At 58.1% G+C, this 21,660-nt stretch carries 18 protein-coding genes and 1 other RNA gene; 5 read left to right on the forward strand and 14 right to left on the reverse strand.

Annotated elements, in window-relative coordinates; genetic code table 11:
- Positions 1–14: 14 nt before the first annotated feature.
- The 5 genes from sufS to sufA are packed head-to-tail and all read right to left on the reverse strand — an operon-like array spanning position 15 to position 5,148.
- Positions 15–1,238, reverse strand: coding sequence for a cysteine desulfurase SufS (gene sufS, locus AC6I79_RS10905; RefSeq protein WP_021506229.1), 1,224 nt, complete (start codon positions 1,236–1,238; stop codon positions 15–17).
- Positions 1,235–2,512 carry a Fe-S cluster assembly protein SufD gene (gene sufD, locus AC6I79_RS10910; protein ID WP_059012320.1) on the reverse strand — a complete coding sequence of 426 codons (1,278 nt, stop codon included), beginning with the start codon at positions 2,510–2,512 and terminating at the stop codon, positions 1,235–1,237. The genes sufS and sufD overlap by 4 nt, the downstream gene beginning before the upstream one ends.
- On the reverse strand, positions 2,487–3,233 hold the full coding sequence (gene sufC, locus AC6I79_RS10915; protein WP_136548587.1) for a Fe-S cluster assembly ATPase SufC: 747 nt from the start codon (positions 3,231–3,233) through the stop codon (positions 2,487–2,489). Before sufC ends, sufD begins: the two co-directional genes overlap by 26 nt.
- 39 nt (positions 3,234–3,272) lie before the next feature.
- Positions 3,273–4,766 (reverse strand): Fe-S cluster assembly protein SufB, encoded by a 1,494-nt coding sequence (gene sufB, locus AC6I79_RS10920; RefSeq protein WP_021506232.1) that lies wholly within the window; start codon positions 4,764–4,766, stop codon positions 3,273–3,275.
- 7 nt (positions 4,767–4,773) lie between these two features.
- Positions 4,774–5,148, reverse strand: coding sequence for a Fe-S cluster assembly scaffold SufA (sufA, locus tag AC6I79_RS10925; protein WP_010616252.1), 375 nt, complete (start codon positions 5,146–5,148; stop codon positions 4,774–4,776).
- 390 nt (positions 5,149–5,538) lie between these two features.
- Here sufA and AC6I79_RS10930 point away from each other — a divergent pair, with 390 nt between their 5' ends.
- The gene (locus tag AC6I79_RS10930) at positions 5,539–5,943 is read left to right on the forward strand and encodes a hypothetical protein (protein WP_021506233.1); all 405 of its coding nucleotides are present in this window, start codon (positions 5,539–5,541) and stop codon (positions 5,941–5,943) included.
- A gap of 30 nt (positions 5,944–5,973) precedes the next feature.
- Here the strand turns inward: AC6I79_RS10930 and ydiJ are convergent, their stop codons facing one another.
- Positions 5,974–9,027, reverse strand: a complete 3,054-nt coding sequence (gene ydiJ / locus AC6I79_RS10935) for a D-2-hydroxyglutarate dehydrogenase YdiJ (RefSeq protein ID WP_159378233.1) — start codon at positions 9,025–9,027, stop codon at positions 5,974–5,976.
- A 204-nt stretch (positions 9,028–9,231) separates the two neighbouring features.
- Here ydiJ and ydiK point away from each other — a divergent pair, with 204 nt between their 5' ends.
- Together ydiK and rprA are read left to right on the forward strand one after the other, a co-directional pair.
- The gene (gene ydiK / locus AC6I79_RS10940; protein ID WP_021506235.1) at positions 9,232–10,344 is read left to right on the forward strand and encodes an AI-2E family transporter YdiK; all 1,113 of its coding nucleotides are present in this window, start codon (positions 9,232–9,234) and stop codon (positions 10,342–10,344) included.
- A 330-nt stretch (positions 10,345–10,674) separates the two neighbouring features.
- An RNA gene (gene rprA / locus AC6I79_RS10945) (antisense sRNA RprA) lies at positions 10,675–10,782 on the forward strand.
- A 140-nt stretch (positions 10,783–10,922) separates the two neighbouring features.
- On the opposite strand, the gene ppsA is transcribed toward rprA, so the two are convergent.
- Positions 10,923–13,310 carry a phosphoenolpyruvate synthase gene (gene ppsA / locus AC6I79_RS10950; RefSeq protein WP_031279179.1) on the reverse strand — a complete coding sequence of 796 codons (2,388 nt, stop codon included), beginning with the start codon at positions 13,308–13,310 and terminating at the stop codon, positions 10,923–10,925.
- Between the two features lie 448 nt (positions 13,311–13,758).
- On the opposite strand from ppsA, the gene ppsR reads away from it, so the two are divergent.
- Positions 13,759–14,586, forward strand: coding sequence for a posphoenolpyruvate synthetase regulatory kinase/phosphorylase PpsR (ppsR, locus tag AC6I79_RS10955; protein WP_021506237.1), 828 nt, complete (start codon positions 13,759–13,761; stop codon positions 14,584–14,586).
- Between the two features lie 150 nt (positions 14,587–14,736).
- The gene (locus AC6I79_RS10960; RefSeq protein ID WP_021506238.1) at positions 14,737–15,783 is read left to right on the forward strand and encodes a 3-deoxy-7-phosphoheptulonate synthase; all 1,047 of its coding nucleotides are present in this window, start codon (positions 14,737–14,739) and stop codon (positions 15,781–15,783) included.
- A 6-nt stretch (positions 15,784–15,789) separates the two neighbouring features.
- On the opposite strand, the gene AC6I79_RS10965 is transcribed toward AC6I79_RS10960, so the two are convergent.
- The 7 genes from AC6I79_RS10965 to ihfA all read right to left on the reverse strand — a co-directional run bounded on the left by AC6I79_RS10965 (position 15,790) and on the right by ihfA (position 21,660).
- On the reverse strand, positions 15,790–17,229 hold the full coding sequence (locus tag AC6I79_RS10965) for a protein adenylyltransferase SelO (protein ID WP_125309700.1): 1,440 nt from the start codon (positions 17,227–17,229) through the stop codon (positions 15,790–15,792).
- Between the two features lie 97 nt (positions 17,230–17,326).
- Positions 17,327–18,070 carry an EAL domain-containing protein gene (locus tag AC6I79_RS10970; protein ID WP_021506240.1) on the reverse strand — a complete coding sequence of 248 codons (744 nt, stop codon included), beginning with the start codon at positions 18,068–18,070 and terminating at the stop codon, positions 17,327–17,329.
- A gap of 316 nt (positions 18,071–18,386) precedes the next feature.
- Positions 18,387–18,845 carry an NlpC/P60 family protein gene (locus AC6I79_RS10975; RefSeq protein WP_021506241.1) on the reverse strand — a complete coding sequence of 153 codons (459 nt, stop codon included), beginning with the start codon at positions 18,843–18,845 and terminating at the stop codon, positions 18,387–18,389.
- A gap of 64 nt (positions 18,846–18,909) precedes the next feature.
- Positions 18,910–19,653: a vitamin B12 ABC transporter ATP-binding protein BtuD gene (gene btuD / locus AC6I79_RS10980; protein WP_413230769.1), complete on the reverse strand. Its 744-nt coding sequence runs from the start codon at positions 19,651–19,653 to the stop codon at positions 18,910–18,912.
- 2 nt (positions 19,654–19,655) lie between these two features.
- The gene (locus AC6I79_RS10985) at positions 19,656–20,201 is read right to left on the reverse strand and encodes a glutathione peroxidase (protein ID WP_021506243.1); all 546 of its coding nucleotides are present in this window, start codon (positions 20,199–20,201) and stop codon (positions 19,656–19,658) included.
- Between the two features lie 39 nt (positions 20,202–20,240).
- Positions 20,241–21,224, reverse strand: coding sequence for a vitamin B12 ABC transporter permease BtuC (btuC, locus tag AC6I79_RS10990; protein WP_021506244.1), 984 nt, complete (start codon positions 21,222–21,224; stop codon positions 20,241–20,243).
- A 133-nt stretch (positions 21,225–21,357) separates the two neighbouring features.
- Entirely contained in the window at positions 21,358–21,660 is a 303-nt protein-coding gene (gene ihfA, locus AC6I79_RS10995) for an integration host factor subunit alpha (RefSeq protein ID WP_021506246.1), read from the reverse strand.

Here is a 21,660-nt window from a genome sequence, read left to right on the forward strand (position 1 = left end):
CTCCTGAAATCTGCTCAACCGCCCAGCAGACGATGAATGCGCGTCAGGCCAGCCGCCAGGCGATCGGCTTCCTCTTCGCTGTTGTAGAGCGCGAAGGAGGCGCGACACATCGCGGGCACCGCATAATGACGCATCAGCGGCATGGCACAGTGGTGGCCGGTGCGGATGGCAATGCCGTACTGGTCGAGGAAGCTGCCAACGTCAAACGCGTGGTGCTTACCGAGGTTAAACGCCACCACGCCGCTGCGCTCGGCCGGGCCGTAAATAACCAGGTCCGGCACCGACGCCAGCTTGTCCAGCGCATAACGCATCAGCTGGCTCTCGCGCTGATGGATCGTCTCCAGACCGAGTTCGCTGATCCACGTCAGCGCCGCGCCGAGACCAATGATGCCGCCGGTGTTCGGCGTGCCGGCCTCAAAGCGCCATGGTGCGCCATTCCAGGTGGTGCCAGTGGGCAGCATGACCTGATCGATCATCGAACCGCCGCCTTCCCACGGTGGCATGATCTCCTGCAGCGCCTTACGCGCGTACAGCACGCCAATCCCGGTCGGCCCATAGATTTTATGGCCGGAGAACACGTAGAAATCGCAGCCGATATCCTGCACGTCAACCGGGTGGTGCATCACAGCCTGAGCGCCGTCTACCAGCGTCACCACGCCCGCGGCTTTCGCCTGCGCCACGATGGCTTTCACCGGGTTAACCGTGCCGAGCACATTGGAAACGTGCGTCACGGCCAGCAGGCGCGTACGGCTGTCGATCAGCCCCGCCAGCTGTTCCAGCGCCAGCTCGCCGTTGTCGTTAAGTGGCAGCACACGGATTTCCGCACCGGTACGCTGGGCCACCATCTGCCACGGCACGATATTGGCGTGGTGCTCCATCTCAGTGACGATCAGGTTATCGCCCGGCTGCAGCTGACTGCCGCCCCAGCTGTTGGCCACCAGATTGATGCCTTCGGTGGTGCCTTTCACGAAGATAATCTCTTCCGGCGCGGCAGCATGCAGAAAACGCGCCGCCTGGGCGCGCACGTTTTCCATATCGCTGGTCGCCTGCGCGCTCAGCGAGTGAATGCCACGGTGCACGGCCGCATAGCCGTGCTGATAGAAGTGACTTTCCGCGTTGATCACCGCGAGCGGGCGCTGTGCGCTGGCCGCGCTGTCAAGGTAGGCCAGCGGATGTCCGTTGACCTCACGACTCAGAATCGGAAACTCCGCTCTGACTCGTTCGAGATCGAAACTCATGACTCAACTCCCGGGAAACGGTCGGTAATACGTTGCAGTACCACCTGACGCAGCGCGTCATCTTCCAGCGCTTCCGTCAGTTCAGCGGCGAAAGCATGGATGATCATCTGCTGCGCCGCGTCTTCGGCGATGCCGCGCGAGCGCAGATAGAACATCTGCTCGTCGTCGATGCGACCGATGGTCGCGCCATGGCTGCACTTGACGTCATCGGCGTAGATTTCCAGCTGCGGCTTGGTGTCCACTTCCGCCAGGCGACCGAGCAACAGGTTGTTGTTGGTCATCTGGCCGTCAGTTTTCAGCGCGTGCTGTGCCACTTTGATGTGGCCGTTAAACACCGAGCGCCCTTTGTCACGCGAAATGGTTTTGTGCAGCTGGCGACTCAGGCAGTGGCCTTTGTTGTGCTCCAGATAGCTGCGCGTATCCGCCACTTCGCTGCCAACCGGCAGCACCAGGCTGTTCAGCGACAGCTGGGTGTTCTCACCGTTCAGCTGCACGCTGGTGTTGTGACGCGACAAACCGGCACCCAGCAGGAAGCTGGTGCTGCTCACCTGCGCGTCACGGCCAATCACGATGTCGTTGTGCGCAAAGTGGTAGCTGCTGCTCTCTTCAAACGCCAGCTTGGTATGCTTCAGCTGCGCATTGTCGCCCACCGCAAAGGTAAAGCGCGCGCCAGTGAAGTGGGCGCTGCCATTCAGCGTCACGTAATGCTCGATCACCTGCGCTTCCGCACCGGACTCCAGCTCCAGATGGTGACGATGATGCACCGTGTTGAGCGCATCCGCCTGGCCGCTGGTAATGTGCAGCAGATAGAGCGGCTGCGCCGCAGCTTTGCCGCGCGGCAGACGAATCGAGGTCACCTCTTCCGCCAGACTTTCCGTCAGGTGCAGGAACACCTCCGGCTGTACCGCAGCCGGTAACGGACGTCGCTCAGCGGCACGGCTGTGCTGCACGTCAAACAGACCGGTGTCACGCGCGCTCAGCTCAGGCTGGAAGCGACCGTCGACGAACACCAGGCAAATCGCGTCCAGCGGCAGCGCCAGCGCAGCCACCTGCTCAGCGCTCACGCCTGGCGCTTCCGCCTGCACGAACTGCTGTGCCAGCAGGCTGTCCAGCGCGGTGTATTTCCAGTTTTCATGCTTGCGCGTCGGCAGGCCGACACGCATCAGCTGCTGCCAGTGCTGCTGTGCCTGCAGCGAACGCTGTTCGCCGCGTGACTCAAACAGGTGATGCCACTGCTGCAGCGCGTTATCACTCCTGGTCGGTAAGCCAGCCATAGCCTTGCTCCTCCAGCTGTTTCACCAGCGTAAAGTCGCCAGACTTCACGATTTTGCCCTGATACAGCACGTGCACGTGATCTGGCTTGATGTAATCCAGGATGCGCTGGTAGTGCGTTACGATGATGAATGAGCGCTTGCCGTCGCGCAGGCTGTTCACGCCTTCTGCAACAATTTTCAGCGCATCGATATCCAGACCGGAGTCGGTTTCATCGAGGATGCACAGCTCAGGCTCCAGCGCCGCCATCTGCAGGATGTCATTACGCTTCTTCTCACCGCCGGAGAAACCGACGTTGACGGAACGGGTCAGCAGATCTTCCGGCATCTTCAGCAGCTTGATCTTGTCTTCGATGAAGTCCTGGAAGTCGAAACGGTCCAGCTCTTCCTGCTCACGGTATTTACGCACCGCATTGACTGAGGTCTGCAGGAAAAACTGGTTGCTGACGCCCGGGATCTCGACCGGGTACTGAAACGCCATGAAGATGCCCTCACCGGCACGCTCTTCCGGCTCCAGCTCCAGCAGGTCTTTGCCTTTAAAGGTCACGGAACCGCCGGTGATTTCATAATCTTCACGACCGGCCAGCGTGGCAGACAGGGTGCTCTTGCCGGAACCGTTCGGGCCCATGATGGCATGCACTTCGCCCGGCTTAACATCGAGGTTCAGACCGCGCAAAATCTCTTTGTCTTCAACGCTAACCTGTAAATCTTTAATGCTTAACATACTCTTTCCTTCACATTGCTTCCGGCAACGCGTGTGGCATCAGCCGACACTGTGCTCAAGGCTGATCGCTAACAGTTTTTGCGCTTCCACGGCGAATTCCAGTGGCAGCTCGGAGAAAACGTCTTTACAGAAGCCGTTGACGATCATCGAGATCGCATCTTCTTCGCTAATGCCGCGCTGCAGGCAGTAGAACATCTGATCTTCACCGATACGCGACGTCGTGGCTTCGTGCTCAAGCTGCGCGCTGTTGTTGCGCGTTTCCACATACGGGAAGGTGTGCGCACCGCAGTCTGGCCCAATCAGCATCGAGTCACACTGGGTGAAGTTACGCGCGTTAGTCGCAGTCGGCATGATTTTCACCAGGCCGCGGTAGGTGTTCTGGCTCTTACCGGCCGAGATACCTTTCGAGATGATGGTCGATTTGGTGTTTTTACCAATGTGAATCATCTTGGTACCGGTATCGGCCTGCTGGCGACCGCTGGTCAGCGCGACGGAGTAGAATTCGCCCACTGAGTAATCACCGCGCAGGATGCAGCTCGGGTATTTCCAGGTGATGGCTGAGCCGGTCTCGGACTGCGTCCACGACATCTTGCTGTGCTCGCCTTCACACAGCGCACGCTTGGTCACGAAGTTGAGGATACCGCCCTCGCCTTCACCGCCCGGGAACCAGTTCTGCACCGTGGAGTATTTCACTTCGGCGTTTTTGTGAATGATCACTTCGACGACCGCTGCGTGCAGCTGGTAGGTGTCGCGCACCGGTGCTGAACAGCCTTCGATGTAGCTGACGTAGCTGTCTTCATCAGCAATCAGAATGGTACGTTCGAACTGGCCGGTTTTCGCCGCGTTGATGCGGAAGTAGGTCGACAGTTCCATTGGGCAACGCACGCCTTTCGGGATGTAGACGAAGGTACCGTCGGACGCCACCGCCGAGTTGAGCGCAGCAAAGAAGTTATCGTTGTGCGGCACCACGGTGCCAAGATACTTCTGTACCAGCTCCGGATGATCGTGGATCGCTTCTCCGAAGGAGCAGAAAATAATGCCCTGCTCAGCCAGCTTGTCACGATAAGTGGTCGACACGGACACCGAGTCGAAAATGGCGTCCACCGCCACTTCTCTGCCTTCACGCACCGGCACGCCCAACTGGTTAAACGCGTCTTCCACTTCTTTGGTCAGGTAATCGCTGGAGGCGACGCTGCCGGACGTCTGGGTGGCACCCGGTTCAGAGGCACAGCTGTCATCGCAATTGCCGCAGGACGGCGCGGAATAATAGCTGTAATCCTGATAATCGAGTTTATCGTAGTGCGCTTTCAGCCAGTGTGGCTCTTCCATCTCCAGCCAGGCGCGAAACGCCTTGAGACGGAACTCCAGCATCCACTCGGGTTCGTTACGTTTGGCCGAAATGGCACGCACCACATCTTCATTGATGCCGTGTGCCAGTTCGTCGGTTTGCAGCTGGGTGAAGAAGCCTTCTTTATAGTTCAGGCTGCCTTCCCAGGTTTGTACATCGTCAGATGCTTCGCTGTGTCGTGACATATTTCACTTACTCGACGCCAAAGCTTTCACCGCACCCGCAGGCGTGCTGAGCTTTAGGGTTGTTGAATTTAAAAATCTGGTTCAGGCCTTCGCGGACATAATCCAGCTCGGTACCGTCAACAAACGGCATCGCCTGAAGCGGCACAAACAGTTTTGCGCCATATTGCTCGAACTGCAGGTCGTCATCGGCAGGCGCTTTCACCAGATCCATAACGTACCCAAAACCGGCACAGCCGGACTGTTTCACACCCAGTTTCAGGCCCTTAACTTCCGGGTCCTGTTCCACCAGGCTGAGAATCTGTTTCGCTGCCGACTCGGTCAGCGTGAGCCCTTTCCAGACGAATTCGTCAGGTGAAAAAGACGCTGCATTTACTGATGACATAGTGCTACCTCGTAAGTCTGGGCCTTTTCAGGCTATCCCCCTATGGTAGTGATATCAGATATCACTTCAACCTCTTGTTTTGCAGGGATAATCATCTCGTGCTGTTTTTTACTGCTGCTTTATTAAGCATAGTCCCTTCCCACCAGCTTGTGCGCGCCATTCCCGCGCGCGCCGTCAAAACGTAACCTGTTCATAAGCCGTAAATTTTCCAGTTCGCTTTATACGTTTATGCTCTGATTGATAGGTTACGCCTTTGCTGAATGTAAAGAGATTGTTATTGCCGATTTTTGTAACAGGCAAAGGAAATCAATAAAATTTCACGGCGGGAATTGCATTCCTGGCGCGGTTTAATATGATAATGATTATCATTAACCTACTTTGGGTGGCGACATGACGCTTTCCGTCTCAGCCTGGTTACAACACAAAATCGACGAATATAAGTTTTCGGTCCGTGATATCACCGTCGACTTCTATCTGGCTCAGGCAAAGCTCAACCGCACCGATTGTTCCATTGAACAACTGCGTCGTTTTAACGATACCTGTCTCGACATGGCCGAAATCTGCCAGCTGAACGGCGACGATCACAGCTACCTGCACGCGATGGGCAAGCTGCACCACCGCTTAGTACAGGAGATGGGCAATGCCGATCGCGATCGCCTGTTCCGTATTCAGGCTTACCAGCTGGCACGCCTGTCGCTGACCCGTTTGTGCCATCAACTGGCGCTCAGCGGCGACTGGGACCAGGCGACCCGCCTGCAAAGTGATTTCGTCCGCCACGCAGGCTGGATATTCTAATCCAGCTTTGTGACGGCTCCTACAATTTGTTTACATCAATTCCAGCAAAGCCTGTAGCGGATGGCGCATACCGTTGCCCTCGGCGCGTTTCACCTGGCTGCGGCAGGAGAAGCCGGTCGCCAGACAGCGCTGACGCGGCAGCTTCTGCAGTTGCGGATGCCATGACAGTTCATAAATGCCCAGCGAGTTCGCCAGATTTTTACTCTCGTGGCCATAAGTACCGGCCATGCCACAGCAGCCCACGTTGATGTTCTCCAGCTTCGCGCCAAAACGGGCAAAAATAGCCTGCCACTGATTGGGCGTTGACGGCAGCGCCGTGACCTCGGTGCAGTGGGCAAACAGATACCAGGCTTCGCCGCTGGCGATCTGCACCTCGCGCCCGGCCAGCACGCCATGCAGCCACTCATGCACCAGCTGCACACTGAACGTGCCGCGCTGCTCACCCAGCACCTGCTGATATTCGTCGCGATAGCACAATACCGTGGCCGGATCGACACCGACCATCGGCACCCCGAGCTGCGCCACCCGGTTGAGGAATTCAGCGGTTTTGCCGGCGGTGCGGGCAAAGCGCTGCAGAAAACCTTTCACGTGCTGCGCTTTCCCGTTAGGTGAGAACGGCAGCAGCACCGGCCGGTAGCCGAGTTTTTCAATCAGCCGGATGAAATCGGTCACCAGCTGCGCTTCGTAATAGCTGGTAAACGGATCCTGCACCACCAGCACGTGCTGTTCGCGCTGGGCCGCATCCATCGCCTCCAGTTGCTCCAGCGTGACCCGCATCGCCGGGTGGCCGCTCAGCTGCTGCTTCAGGCTGGGCGAGGAGAGCAGCGGCAGATCGACCATGCCGATGTGGCGCTGGCTGAGGTCGCGCATCCACGGCTGTTTCAGGAAGAAGTTGAACACCCGCGGTGCTTTCGCCATCAGCGGCGCATAGCTTTCAACCGACGCCACCAGATGGTCGCTGACCGGGCGCAGATAGCGGGTGTGATAAAGCTGCAGGAAGCGCGATCGGAAGTTCGGCACATCGATTTTAATCGGGCACTGGGTCGAGCAGGCTTTACACGCCAGGCAGCCGGACATCGCCTCCTTCACTTCATGCGAGAAGTCATATTCGCCCTGCTTCGCATGCCACGAATTGCGCGTGCGCTGAATCAGACTGCGCAGGCTGGCGCCCTGTGCTGGCAAAGCCTGCTCCAGCTTAAGCGGGTCAACGCCCTGCTCCGCCAGCAGGCGCAGCCACTCACGCGTTAGCGTGGCGCGTCCTTTTGGCGAATGGATACGGTTGCGGGTGATTTTCATCGACGGGCACATCGGGCTGCGCACGTCAAAGTTAAAGCACAGTCCGTTGCCGTTACACTCCATCGCGCCGCGCCAGTCATTGCGTACCGTCAGCGGAATCTGGCGATCCCAGCTGCCGCGCGTGGCGGCATCGACCTGCATCATGGGTTCGTCGTTACCCAGCGGCGTACAGATTTTGCCGGGGTTAAGACGATTATCCGGATCGAACGCCGCTTTGATGCGGCGCAGCTCGTTGAACAGCGTTTCGCCAAAGAACGCCGGACTGTACTGGGCGCGGAAGCCTTTGCCGTGCTCACCCCACAGCAGACCGCCGTAGCGCGCGGTAAGCGCCACCACTTCGTCCGAGATCTGCTTCATCAGCATCTCCTGCTGCGGATCGCACATGTCCAGCGCCGGACGCACGTGCAGCACGCCGGCATCCACGTGACCAAACATGCCGTAGCTCAGGCCGTGGCTGTCGAGCAGCGCACGAAAATCCACAATGTAATCCGCCAGATGCTCCGGCGGCACGGCGGTGTCCTCCACGAACGGAATCGGTTTGGCGCGCCCTTTGGCGTTGCCAAGCAGACCTACCGCTTTTTTACGCATGTTATAGATGCGCTCAATGCCCGCCAGATCGTCACACAGCTGATAGCCCATCACGCCGCCCTGCTGCTGCGCCATCAGCTCATCCAGCCGCGCGCACAGCGTCGTCACCTGCTGCGCAATCAGCGCCGCATCGTCGCCGGCAAACTCGACAATATTCAGGCCAAGCATCTCTTTACCTGGCACATCGGTGATCAGCTCGCTGACCGAGTGCCAGACGATATCCTCGCGCGCCAGGTTCAGCACTTTCGAATCCACCGTCTCCACCGACAGGGCCTGCGCCTCAACCATAAAAGGCGCATTGCGCAGTGCGGAATCGAACGAATCGTACTTAATGTTCACCAGCCGGCGCACTTTGGGAATGGGTGTGATATCCAGCCGGGCTTCGGTGATAAAGGCCAGCGTGCCTTCGGCGCCGCACAACAGGCGCGTCAGGTCGAAAGTTTGCAAATCATCACTGAACACATGACGCAGGTCATAACCGGTGAGGAAGCGGTTCAGTTTGGGGAATTTTGCCAGAATCAGTTCACGCTGCTCGCGGCAGCGGTTAAGCACTGCTTTATAGATGCGCCCTTCAGCGGTCGGCGTCGTGGCCAGCTGTTCCGCCAGCGCGGTCGGCATGGCGCGCGTATCAAGAATTTCGCCGCCCAGCAGCACGGCACGCAGGCCTTCGACGTGATCGGAGGTTTTGCCATACACCAGCGATCCCTGACCGGAGGCATCGGTATTGATCATGCCGCCCAGCGTGGCGCGGTTACTGGTCGACAGCTCCGGAGAGAAGAAAAAGCCGTACGGCCTGAGCCAGGCGTTGAGCTGGTCCTTCACCACGCCGGCTTCAACCCGCACCCAGCCCTGTTCGGTGTTGATCTCAAGGATGCGGTTCATGTAGCGCGACATGTCGACCACAATGCCCTGATTGAGTGACTGCCCGTTAGTGCCGGTACCGCCGCCGCGCGGGGTAAACACCAGGCTGTTGAAACGCGGCTCACCGGCCAGTCGGGCGATCAGCGCCACGTCCGCCGTTGAACGCGGAAACAGCGCCGCATCGGGCAGGAGCTGATAGATGCTGTTATCGGTGGAGAGCGTGAGGCGGTCGGCATAGCTGGTCGCGGTGTCGCCGGTAAAACCTTGTTCTTTCAGCGACTGCAGGAATGTCAGCACCAGTTGAACGAGGCCTGGCGCCTGAGAAATCTGTGGGATCATTATTTCGTGACCGGGATGTTGTAAACGTTTGCGTGGTTAATTTTTTTCAGCTCTTGGTTGTATCACATTTTTTTGCCGCCCGCTGTTTTTTCAGGAAAACGGCCGCGTCGCGCTGCTTTTTCTGTTTAATTTTCAGGAAATAGATCATCATTGTGAAGGCGCCGTGGAGCGCCCTCCTGAAGGATTACTGAGGTCTGTGTTGTGATGAAAAGCCTGCAACGCGGTGTGGATCTACCGCAAATGTTGTTCTCGCTGATGTTTATTTTGCTGATGATCATTGCCTGTCTGTGGGTGGTGCAGCCGTTCATTCTCGGCTTCGCCTGGGCCAGCATGGTGGTGATTGCCACCTGGCCGCTGATGATTCGTCTGCAGCAACTGCTATGGGGTCGCCGTTCGCTGGCGGTGATTGCCATGACGATTCTGCTATTGCTGCTGTTTATTATTCCTATCGCGCTGCTGGTCAGCAGCCTGATTGATAACAGCGCGCCGGTCATCGCCTGGGCGACCCAGCGCCATCTGGTGCTGCCGGATCTCGCCTGGCTGCGCGATATTCCCTATGCCGGACGCAAACTCTATTCCAGCTACCATAAACTGATCGACGGCGGCGGCGCGGCGATCATGAGCCAGGTTCAGCCTTATATTGGCCGCACCACCGGCTTCTTTGTCGCCCAGGCCGGACACTTTGGCCGTTTCATGCTGCACCTTGCCCTGATGCTGCTGTTCAGCGTGCTGCTGTACTGGCGCGGTGAGCAGGTCGGTCTCGGCATCCGTCACTTTGCCTACCGCATGGGCGGACGGCGCGGTGACGCCGCCGTGCTGCTGGCCGGTCAGGCGATCCGTGCCGTGGCGCTCGGCGTGGTGGTGACTGCGCTGGTGCAGGGCGTGCTGGGCGGCATCGGTCTGGCGATTTCCGGCATTCCGTATGCCACGCTGCTGACCGTATTAATGATTCTTACCTGCCTGGTGCAGCTTGGACCGTTGATTGTGCTAGTGCCGGCAATTATCTGGCTCTACTGGAGCGGCGACACCACCTGGGGCACGGTGCTGCTGGTGTGGAGCTGCGTGGTCGGCACGCTGGATAACGTGCTGCGTCCGATGCTGATTCGCATGGGCGCCGATTTACCGATGATTCTGATACTTTCCGGCGTCATCGGCGGGCTGATCGCCTTCGGTATGATTGGACTGTTTATCGGTCCAGTCGTACTGGCGGTCTCTTACCGGCTGGTTTCGGTGTGGATGCATGAAGCGCCGGCGCCGGATGACGATCCGGAAACGGCCATCGAAGCACTGGCCGAACACGAAGAGCCGCAGCCGTAACGCGCTTCCGGCGCATAACCGGGCCCCAGGCCCGGTTTGCTTATCCGCTTTTCCTTCTCCGCACCCAACGTGATTTGCATTAGTCAGCCGTGGTTAACACTCATTAATCCGTACCACTTAATTTCGCGGCACAATAATTTTTTCCATTAGTGATTTTTAAGAAAAAACGCACTTTTCAGCGTTTAAGCCCGATCGCACCGATAAAATGATTATTTTTCGCACTGATTCCTGTGCCGGATGGGTCATAAAACGTAATGAAAGATTATCAGCTTTAAACTAATAAGAGGATTCTTAAAGACGCCAGCGGCGGCGGTGAATAACATGTTCACTATGTTTTAAATCAAGCCACTGATTTTTAAACAACCTTTTTCCCCTGAGTAAAGTGAAGAATTGCTGTGTGTAGTCTTTGCCCATCCCCTGTGATGGGCTTTTTTTTGCCTGCAATTCAGCGATAAACAGAGCGGCCCGGCGGCGAACGCCGTCAGCGCTGGGTTTATGGCAATCTTATGTTGTGAAAAGTGGGATGGGATAAGGGACAGGTGCCCGACGGTTGCCGGGCACCAGGCAGGTGTAACAGATTACGCTTTGGCCGCGTCCAGCTCAGCCAGGCTCAGCCAGGTTTCCACCACGGTATCCGGGTTGAGCGACAGGCTGTCGATGCCCTGCTCCATCAGCCAGGCAGCAAAGTCCTGATGATCGGAAGGCCCCTGGCCGCAGATGCCGACGTATTTGCCCTGCTTCTTCGCCGCCTGAATCGACATCGACAGCAGCGCCTTCACCGCATCGTTACGCTCATCAAACAGCGCCGACACCACGCCGGAGTCGCGATCCAGCCCCAGCGCCAGCTGCGTCATGTCGTTGGAGCCGATAGAGAAGCCGTCAAAGTGCTGCAGGAACTGCTCTGCCAGCAGCGCGTTGGACGGGATCTCGCACATCATGATCACCTTCAGTCCATTCTCGCCGCGTTTCAGGCCCTGCTTCGCCAGCTCGGCCACCACGGCCTCGGCCTGATCGACGGTGCGTACAAACGGCACCATGATCTCAACGTTGGTCAGCCCCATCTCGTTGCGTACGCGCTTCACGGCTTCACACTCCAGCGCAAAGCAGTCGCGGAAGCTGTCCGCCACGTAGCGTCCGGCGCCGCGGAAGCCCAGCATCGGGTTTTCCTCTTCCGGCTCGTAACGCTCGCCGCCGACCAGGTTGGCATACTCGTTGGTTTTGAAATCCGACAACCGCACAATCACCCGCTTCGGCGCAAATGCCGCCCCCAGCGTGGCGATGCCTTCGGTCAGGCGCGCGATGTAGAACTCCACCGGATCGTCAAAGCCTTTCATCATCTGACCAATCTGCGCCTGCAGTTCCGGTGTCTGCTGATCAAACTCCAGCAGGGCTTTCGGGTGCACGCCAATCATGCGGTTGATGATGAACTCCAGCCGCGCCAGCCCAACGCCTTCATTTGGCAGGCAGGCAAAGTCAAACGCGCGATCCGGGTTACCGACGTTCATCATAATTTTCAGCGGCAGATCCGGCATGGTATCAACCTGCGAGCTGGTGACTTCAAAGTCCAGCAGATCGTTATACACATAGCCGGTATCGCCTTCGGCACATGACACCGTGACCTTATGACCGTCCTTCAGGTGCTCAGTGGCGTCACCACAGCCCACCACCGCGGGAATGCCCAGCTCGCGTGCAATGATTGCCGCGTGACAGGTCCGGCCGCCACGGTTGGTGACGATCGCCGACGCCTTCTTCATGATCGGTTCCCAGTCCGGGTCGGTCATGTCGGTGACCAGCACATCGCCTTTCTCGATGCGGTGCATCTCGCTGATGTCGTGAATCACCTTCACTTCACCCGCACCGATGCGATGGCCGATGGCTCGGCCTTCCACCAGCACGCTGCCTTTGCCCTGCAGGCTGTAGCGTTCCATCACCTGTCCGTTGGAACGCACCGTTTCCGGCCGCGCCTGCACGATGAACAGTTTACCGGTGTGGCCATCTTTGGCCCACTCAATATCCATCGGACGCTTATAGTGCTGCTCAATCAGCACCGCCTGGCGCGCCAGCGCCTGCACTTCGTCATCGGTCAGGCTAAAGCGGTCTCGCTGTTCCTGTTCCACGTCCTCAATGCGCACCTGTTCGCCGTGCTCCTGCGAATCGGCATACACCATGCGGATCTTCTTCGAGCCCAGGGTCCGGCGCACAATCGCCGGGCGATTAGCAGCCAGCGTCGGTTTGTGCACGTAAAACTCATCCGGGTTGACCGCGCCCTGCACCACCATTTCGCCAAGACCGAACGCCGAGGTGATGAACACCACCTGGTCGAAGCCGGATTCGGTATCAATGGTGAACATCACGCCGGAGGAGGCGAGATCGGAACGTACCATGCGCTGCACACCGGCTGAGAGCGCCACGCCACGGTGGTCGTAGCCCTGGTGCACGCGGTATGAAATGGCGCGATCGTTAAACAACGAGGCGAATACGTGCTTCACGGCCACCAGCACCGCGTCGAAGCCCTGCACGTTAAGGAAAGTTTCCTGCTGGCCGGCAAACGAGGCATCGGGCATATCCTCGGCGGTGGCCGAAGAGCGCACCGCAAAGGAGGCTTCGGCGTCATCAGCAGAAAGTTGTTCATAGGCGCTGCGGATCGCCGCTTCCAGCTCTGGCTGGAAAGGCGTATCCACCACCCATTGACGAATCTGTTTGCCGGCCTGCGCCAGCGCTGCAACATCATCAATATCCGTGTTGTCCAGCAATGCATAAATACGCTGGTTCAGTCCGCTTTGGTCGAGAAACTGATTAAAAGCGTAAGATGTCGTCGCGTAGCCGTTTGGCACGGATACCCCGAGCGACGACAAATTGGTAATCATTTCTCCCAGGGAAGCATTCTTGCCCCCTACCCGATCAACATCATGCATGCCAAGCTGGTTGTACCAGAGCACTAGCGACTGTTGGTCTTGATTGGACATTGAGATTATCCTTTTAAATGATTGGAGCACATGGAACATTTTGCTATTCGCCAAATCAGCCTGGCACAATCAATTAATAAAGACTAAGTGTTGAATCGTTAAAGCAGAAAATCAGCGTTAAAATCGGATTACTCCCCGAAAAGCGCCTTGTTGCGCAACGCAGCTATTTTTTGCCAACCTATTGGCAATGCGTTATTTTTCACTTTTTCATGAGGTTAGGCGCGTTTTTTGTTGCGCAACGCTTGCCGTTTTTATTTTGCGCCCGCGCGGGCAAAAGCGAGAAATTAGCGCTGAACAACCCGGTATTTCATCTATGATGGGTAATCAGCGCAGCGTAAAAATAGATTATTCGCCGGCCAGATATGGATATTTCATTTTACCCTTAGTGAAAATGAAATATTTTAGGCGATAATGTTACGCAAAAGTAAACAAAAGCATGAGGTCAACCATGAGCACTGAACGCAGCGTATTCTATATCTCTGACGGCACCGCCATCACCGCGGAAGTGCTGGGCCACGCGGTGCTGTCACAGTTTCCGGTGAATACCAACAGCGTGACGCTGCCGTTCGTGGAGAATGTGCAGCGCGCCCAGGCGGTGAAAGCCCAGATCAATGCGCTCTACCAGCAGAGCGGCGTGCGCCCGTTGGTGTTTTTCTCGATTGTCACACCGGAGGTGCGCGACATCATTCTGGAGAGCGAAGGTTTCTGCCAGGACATCGTGCAGGCGCTGGTGGCACCGCTGCAGAGTGAACTGGGCGTGGCCTCGATGCCGGTGGCGCACCGCACCCACGGCCTGACCGCCAGTAACTTAGGCAAGTACGATGCCCGCATCGCCGCGATTGATTACACCCTGGCGCACGATGACGGTATTTCGCTGCGCGGGCTGGAAGATGCGCAGGTAATTTTGCTGGGGGTATCGCGCTGCGGCAAAACGCCGACCAGCCTGTATCTGGCGATGCAGTTTGGTGTACGCGCGGCTAACTATCCGTTCATCGCTGATGACATGGATAACCTAAAGCTGCCGCCTGCGCTGCGCGCCCATCAGCACAAGCTGTTTGGCCTGACCATCGATCCGGAACGGCTGGCGGCGATTCGTCAGGAGCGCGCTGAAAATACCCGTTATGCGTCGATGCGTCAGTGCCGGCTGGAGGTCGGTGAAGTGGAGGCGCTGTTCCGCACCCATCAGATTCGCTATCTCAACAGCACCAATTACTCTGTCGAAGAGATCGCCACCAAAATCCTCGACATCATGGGCCTGCGCCGCAGCATGTACTGACCTCACCTGCCAGGTTGTAAAGCCTGGCTGCCGTCAGTAATGAATAGCCTTTTGATTTAGCTGGTTGAATTCACGGGCTAATGGTTTATTGTGATCATCATCACTTCCCGGTATTTCACCGCTGCGAAGAACAGATTTTTGAGAATCCCAATGAACAAAACTGATGAACTGCGCACCGCGCGCATCGGCACGCTGCTGACGCCGGCCGCGCTGGCGCAACAACACCCCATTTCGGCGGCGATTGCCGCTAACGTTACCGCCGCGCGTCAGCGCATCGCGCGCATCCTGACCGGTGAAGATCCACGCCTGCTGGTGATTATCGGCCCCTGCTCGCTGCACGACCCAAAGGCCGCGCTGGAGTACGCAGAGCGTCTCAATCTGCTGCGTGAACAGCACAAGGACCGGCTGGAAATTGTGATGCGTGCCTACTTTGAGAAGCCGCGCACCGTAGTCGGCTGGAAAGGTCTGATTTCCGATCCGGATCTCGATGGCAGCTTCGACGTCAACCGCGGCATCGCTATCGCGCGCCAGCTGCTGCTGGATATCAACGCCATCGGCATGCCAACCGCCACGGAATTTCTCGATATGGTGATCGGCCAGTTTATTGCCGACCTGATCAGCTGGGGCGCGATTGGCGCGCGCACCACCGAGAGCCAGATTCACCGTGAAATGGCCTCGGCGCTCTCCTGCCCGGTGGGCTTCAAGAATGGCACCGACGGCAACGTGCAGATCGCGGTTGATGCGATTCGCGCCGCGCGCGTCAGCCATATGTTCCTGTCACCTGACAAAACCGGGCAGATGACGATTTATCAGACCAGCGGCAATCCGCACGGTCACGTGATCCTGCGCGGCGGGCGTCAGCCAAACTACCACGCTGAAGATGTCGCCGCTGCGGCCGCCAACCTGCGCGACTTCAACCTGCCGGAACAGCTGGTGATCGACTTCAGCCACGGCAACTGCCTGAAGCAGCATCGCCGCCAGCGCGATGTGGCGCAGGACGTGGCGGCGCAGATCCGTGCCGGTTCGCGGGCAGTGGCGGGAGTGATGATTGAGAGTTTCCTGCAGGAGGGGAATCAGAAAGTGGTGAGCGGCCAGCCGCTGACCTACGGCCAGTCGATTACCGATCCGTGCCTCGGCTGGGATGACAGCGCGGAGGTGCTGGCGCTGCTGGCGGCTGCCGTGGACAGCCGCTTCTGATGCCTGCTAGCTGGAGCAGCTTACCTCCAGCGTTTTTCCCCACTCCGGCGGCCGCTGGCGCAGTTCCGGGCTGATAGCCGCCTCGTTAAACGGCTGCTGCAGCGCCAGATGTAATCTGGCCAGCGCCGCCGTTTCCCCCTGCTCAACCTCATCGATCACCTGCTGGGCCAGATAGTTGCGCAACACCAGCGCCGGGTTAGCCGCTTTCATGACTGCCTGACGCTGCGCATCGCTGACGCCATCCTGCAGCAGGCGCTGGCGATAGCCGTGATACCAGCGGTCGAAGGCGTCACGGTCGATAAACTCATCGCGCAGCGGTGAACGCGTCTCTGCCTGCTGCGTCTCGCTCAGCAGACGGAACGTCAGGGTGTAATCGCTGTGCTCTGCGGTCATCAGCGCCAGCAGGTCAGTGAGAATAGCGTTATCCCCCGCATCGGCGGTCAGCAGCCCGAGTTTCGCGCGCATTTTCTCGCCCCACACCCGCATCAGCTCGCTCTCGTAATGGCTGAGCGCTTGTTTCAACTGTTCAGTGCTCAGCAAACCGGACAGCGCATGCGCCAGGCGGTTAAGATTCCACAAGCCGATCATCGGCTGGTTGCTGAAGGCGTAGCGCCCCTGATAATCGCTGTGATTACAGATGAAATCCGCATCGTAGTCATCGAGGAAACCGTAAGGCCCGTAATCGAGCGTCAGGCCGAGGATCGACATATTATCGGTATTCATCACGCCATGCGCGAAGCCGACGCTCTGCCACTGGGCAATCAGGCTGGCGGTGCGTTTGACGATATCGGTAAACCACAACAGGTAGCGATCGGCCTCCTGCTCCAGCTGCGGCCAGTGATGATGAATCGCGTAGTCCGCCAGCTGGCGCACTTTCTCCGGCTCGCCGCCGTAATAGAAATGCTCGAAGTGACCAAAGCGCAGATGGCTGTCGGCGATGCGCATCAGCATCGCGCCGCGCTCGCGGGTTTCACGCTGGACCGGTTCGTTGCCAATGGCCAGCGCCAGCGCGCGCGTGGTCGGGATGCCTAGATGGTGCAGCGCTTCCGAGGCGAGAAACTCGCGCACGCTGGAGCGGATCACCGCGCGGCCATCGCCCATGCGTGAATAGGGGGTCAGGCCCGCGCCTTTCAGATGCCAGTCAAGTTTGCGGCCGTCGGCCAGTTGCTGCTCGCCAAGCAGCAGACCGCGTCCGTCGCCCAGCTGGCCAGCCCACACGCCAAACTGGTGCCCGCTGTAGACCTGCGCCAGCGGCGACATCCCAGGAAGTAACGCTGCGCCATACCACACGCCGTGGCCTTTGCCAGCAAACAGCGCGGCATCCAGGCCCATCTCCTGCGCCAGCGGGGCATTGTGATAACACAGCCGCCCGCCAGCAAGCGGCGTCGGGTCCAGCGCGGTGTAGAATCCCGGCAACGTCTGCTGCCAGCTATTAATAAATTGCATCGACACTCCGGAAGGTGCGCAACGGTGCGCCACCCGCATTGCGTTTAAAGATAAAGCGTAGTCTACCGTCGGGGTGACGGAGAAGACAGATGAAAGGTTACTGCTGTGAAGGCGTGGTGAGCGTGACGTGCGGATAGATGAGATCGCTTAACCGTTCCGCTTTAACCACCGGGAACAGACTGCCCTGCAGCTGTGCGCCGCTCAGGGAACTGACTTTCTCCAGCAGGGCATTATCGTCAACGCCACAAATAATTATTTGCGGGGCGTAAGCGGAAAAATTATCGATAACAGTCTGAATAAATGGCGTAAATGAGGCACGTTTCGCCAGCGCATGAATAAACGCTTTGTCCATTTTTAACACGCTAAACAGATTTTCGTATACTGCCGTAGCCGGGGCTTTTCCTGCCCCAAATTGAGAAAGCGATAAGCGAAATTCCTGTTGCAGGCGTGCTAACAGCGGCTGCTTTTTACCAGCCGATAATTGCGGAAACGTTTCACTGATATCCAAAACAATAAAGGGAAGTTGTTTAAATTTCCTTAAGAGAAACTCACTGGCCAATAGCGTCGTGGCCATAGATTCATCAATACGAACCAGCGCGATAATTTGATGTAACTCAAAAAAGTCACGGTACTTTTCCAGCAGCACTAACTGGCTCTGCAGCAAACGTAATTGCTGGGCATCGTCAAGCTGCGGCAACAGCAAGTCCTGCGGCAGCGTAATCGGCGCACTGTCGTGAACAAACTGGGTGACCAGCTCAACCGCAGTCAGCTGGCCCGCCAGAGAATAGGCAGGATAAAACCAGGTTTCCGACTGATAGTCGGCAGATAAATGGACTTTCATTTTTTACAGCCAGATGCAGTGGCAATTGGCGCATCGTATATCAATGAAAACGGTCAGGCAATAGGACCAAACGTTAGAAGAGACGCCGTTTTCTGTCTAATTACCGACTTTTCTGCATCAAATAATACTTAAGCCAAATGATCCAGGTTAATGTCCATACTGATTAAATTCACTGACGTCTATTTTTAGTCGCAAACCCGATTGCGGTAAAGTGCCATTTTAAATGAGAGTTATATCTGGCGGAAAAAAACAAATAAATCAGTTCAAAACCCATCTGTTTATTACGCCTTTTTTTAACACTAATGGGTTAAGCGGATTAGATGCGACGTGCCTGCCAGAATACTTTGCGCCAGTAAACATTATCCAGCGAGGAGCGGATCACGCCCTGGCTGGTAGAGGCGTGAATGAAGGTATTGTCGGTGTCATAGATGCCGACGTGAAGGCCATTTTCGCCGCTGCCGGTTTTGAAAAATACCAGGTCGCCGGGCAGCAGATCGCTTTTATCGATGCGCGTGCCAATATCGGTCTGATCAATCGTTGAGCGCGGCAGCTGCAGGTCAAAGCGGTCACGAAAGGTCAGGTAGACAAAGCCAGAGCAATCCACGCCACCGCGGCTTAACCCGCCATAGCGATAAGGCGTACCGCGCCAGCGGCTGAGCTGATCGTTAAGTTGCGCAATCACGGTGATGGAGTCAGACAGACGGCCATTGGGCGGCGGCGCATGATGGCTACAGCCCGCCAGCAGCAGCACGAGGAGAAACAGGGTCAGCCGCATCAGAATAGTCCTTAAAAACGTCGTCCGGCTGACACTGTAGCGACAAAGCGGCGCGGCGCGCAAGTCAGGGAAGATAAAGCAGCGGCCCCTGTGGCGTCTCCAGCTGCACGAATTCGGCCTGATAAAGCGGTTCCAGTCGCTCGGCGGTCAGCACCTCGCGCGCCCTGCCCTGACTGACTACGCGGCCCTGATGCATCAGCCAGACGCGATCGGCATGGCGCAGACTGTGGTTGAGATCGTGTCCGCTGGCCACAATGCCGATGCCGGCCTCGCTGAGCTGCAACAGCAGCTTATCCACCGCGCGCTGCTGTGCGATGTCGAGCGCGGTGAGCGGCTCATCCAGAATCAGTAACGCACCGCGCGGATTAATTGCCGGATGGATCTGCAGCACCACCGCCGCCAGGCGCACCCGCTGCCACTCACCGCCGGAGAGCTGCGCCAGCGGACGCGTCAGCTTATCCTGCAAGCCAAGCTGCTGCAGCAGGTCAGTGAGCGTCGCCTGCGCGTAGTCGCCACCCGGCGGGCTGTGCAGCCGCAGATAGTGCCACACCGGCAGCGCCGCAGGTGCCGGCTGCTGCTGCGGGAGCCAGGCACGCTGCTGCGCCAGTGCGGCCCCCGACCAGCTTCGCAGCGGCTGGCCGGCCAGCGTCAGCTGCCCTTCGGCGTCGAGCAGGCCAGCGAGCGCGGTCAGCAGCGTGCTCTTGCCGGCGCCGTTAGGGCCGACCACGTGCACGCGCTCACCGCGGCGGAGCGTCAGCTCCCCCGCGCTCAGCCGTCCGGGCACGCGCAGGTCGTGGCACTGCAGCAGCATTACGCCGCCAGCGCCTGCTCAATGCGCTTCAGAATGATCGGATCGTCCGGCGTCATGTCCGGCGAGAAGCGCGCGATCACCTCACCCTGTTTATTGATAAGGAATTTTTCGAAATTCCACAGGATATCACCCGGTGCTTTCGGCGCGCGGCCTTTGCTCTCCATGCGCTCAAGGAAACCGCTGCCTGCCGGGCGTTCGGCTTCCGGCTGCGCGGCGACCAGCTGACGGTACAGCGGATGACGCTGCTCGCCGTTAACATCCGTTTTGTCGAACAGCGGGAAGGTTACGCCGTAAGTGGTGCTGCAGAAGGTTTTGATCTCTTCATTGCTGCCCGGTTCCTGCTCGAGAAACTGATTGCAGGGGAAGCCCAGCACGCTGAAATCTTTGTCCTGCCAGGCCTTCTGCAGCGACTCCAGCTGTTCATACTGCGGCGTCAGGCCGCATTTTGATGCTACGTTAACCACCAGCAGCACCTTGCCCTGATACTGTGCCAGCGTGGTTTTTTCACCGTCCAGCGTAACCAGTTCTGTCTGATAAAGGCTCATCGTCGATTCCCGTTGTTGATTGCACTGTGCCAGCCGCAGCTAGCGCGAAGACTTCACTAATAACATGATAAACAGTGGCGCGCCGAGCGTGGCAGTGACCACCCCAATTGGCAGCTCGGCCGAGGTGAGCACCAGCCGTGCCAGAATGTCCGCCGCCAGCAGTACCGCCGCACCGGCCAGCGCCGCGGCCGGCAGCAGGTAGCGATGATCGCTCAGGCCGCTGAGGCGCAGCAGATGGGGGATAACCAGTCCGACAAATCCAATCGCACCGGCCATCGCCACGCTGACGCCCACCAGCCAGCCCATCGCCAGCACCAGCAGATTGCGCCACAGCAGCAGTGGCAGGCCGAGCTGCCGCGCCGACACCTCCCCCAGCGCCAGCAGATTAAGCGTCCGGGCGCTGGCCAGCAGCGCCAGCGTCACCGGCAGCAGCGCCAGCATCATCCAGCCGTAGCGCCAGTCGATGCCGCTAAATCCCCCCATCATCCAGTACATCAGCTGGCGCAGATCGAGGCTGGTGCTAAAGTACACCGCCCACGTCATGATGGCGCTACAGATAATGCCGAGCGCCACGCCGGTCAGCAGCAGACGGCTGGCCGACAGCTGGCGATGGGCAAAATGCAGCAGGATCAGCGTGATCAGCAGCGCGCCCGCCATCGCTGCCAGTGCCAGGCTCCACAGTGCGCCGTTACCCAGTAGCACCGCCAGTACCAGGCCGATGCCGGCGCCGTTCGATACGCCCAGCAGCCCGGGCTCCGCCAGCGGATTGTTGAACAGCGCCTGCATCACCACACCGCAGACTGCCAGCGCCGCGCCCACCAGCAGCACCGCCAGGGTGCGCGGCAGGCGCAGCTGCCAGACGAACAGATCGCCGCTGGCAGAAAACCATTGCAGCGGAGAAATCCAGCTGTCGCCCGTGCAAAGACTGAGCACCAGCAGCAGCAGCACTGCGGCAGTAAGCGCGCCGAGCCAGCGCCGGCTGCGACGGTCGGCCTGTTGGGCCAGCTGATCCAGCAGAGTCATAAGTAAGATTGGCTGAGAAAACAGAGATTTGATTGTAGAGAGATTACGCTAAAAAGAAAGCCGCGCCTGCAGCGTGCTGCCGGGATTGCGCGCATAAAAAAGGCCGCTGAGCGGCCTTTTTGTCATACTGAAATCAGTCAGCATCCTTGGGTGACGCGTTCTCCACGCGACTTTTCAACTTCTGCCCCGGACGGAATGTCACCACGCGGCGGGCGGTGATTGGAATATCTTCCCCCGTCTTCGGGTTACGGCCCGGACGCTGGTTTTTGTCACGCAGATCAAAATTACCAAATCCGGACAGTTTTACCTGTTCTCCGTTTTCCAACGCGCGGCGAACTTCTTCGAAAAAAAGCTCTACCAACTCTTTGGCATCGCGTTTGCTCAACCCGAGTTTTTCAAACAGGTACTCTGACATTTCAGCTTTTGTAAGCGCCAT

The organism is gamma proteobacterium symbiont of Scutellera amethystina, from assembly GCF_059730845.1.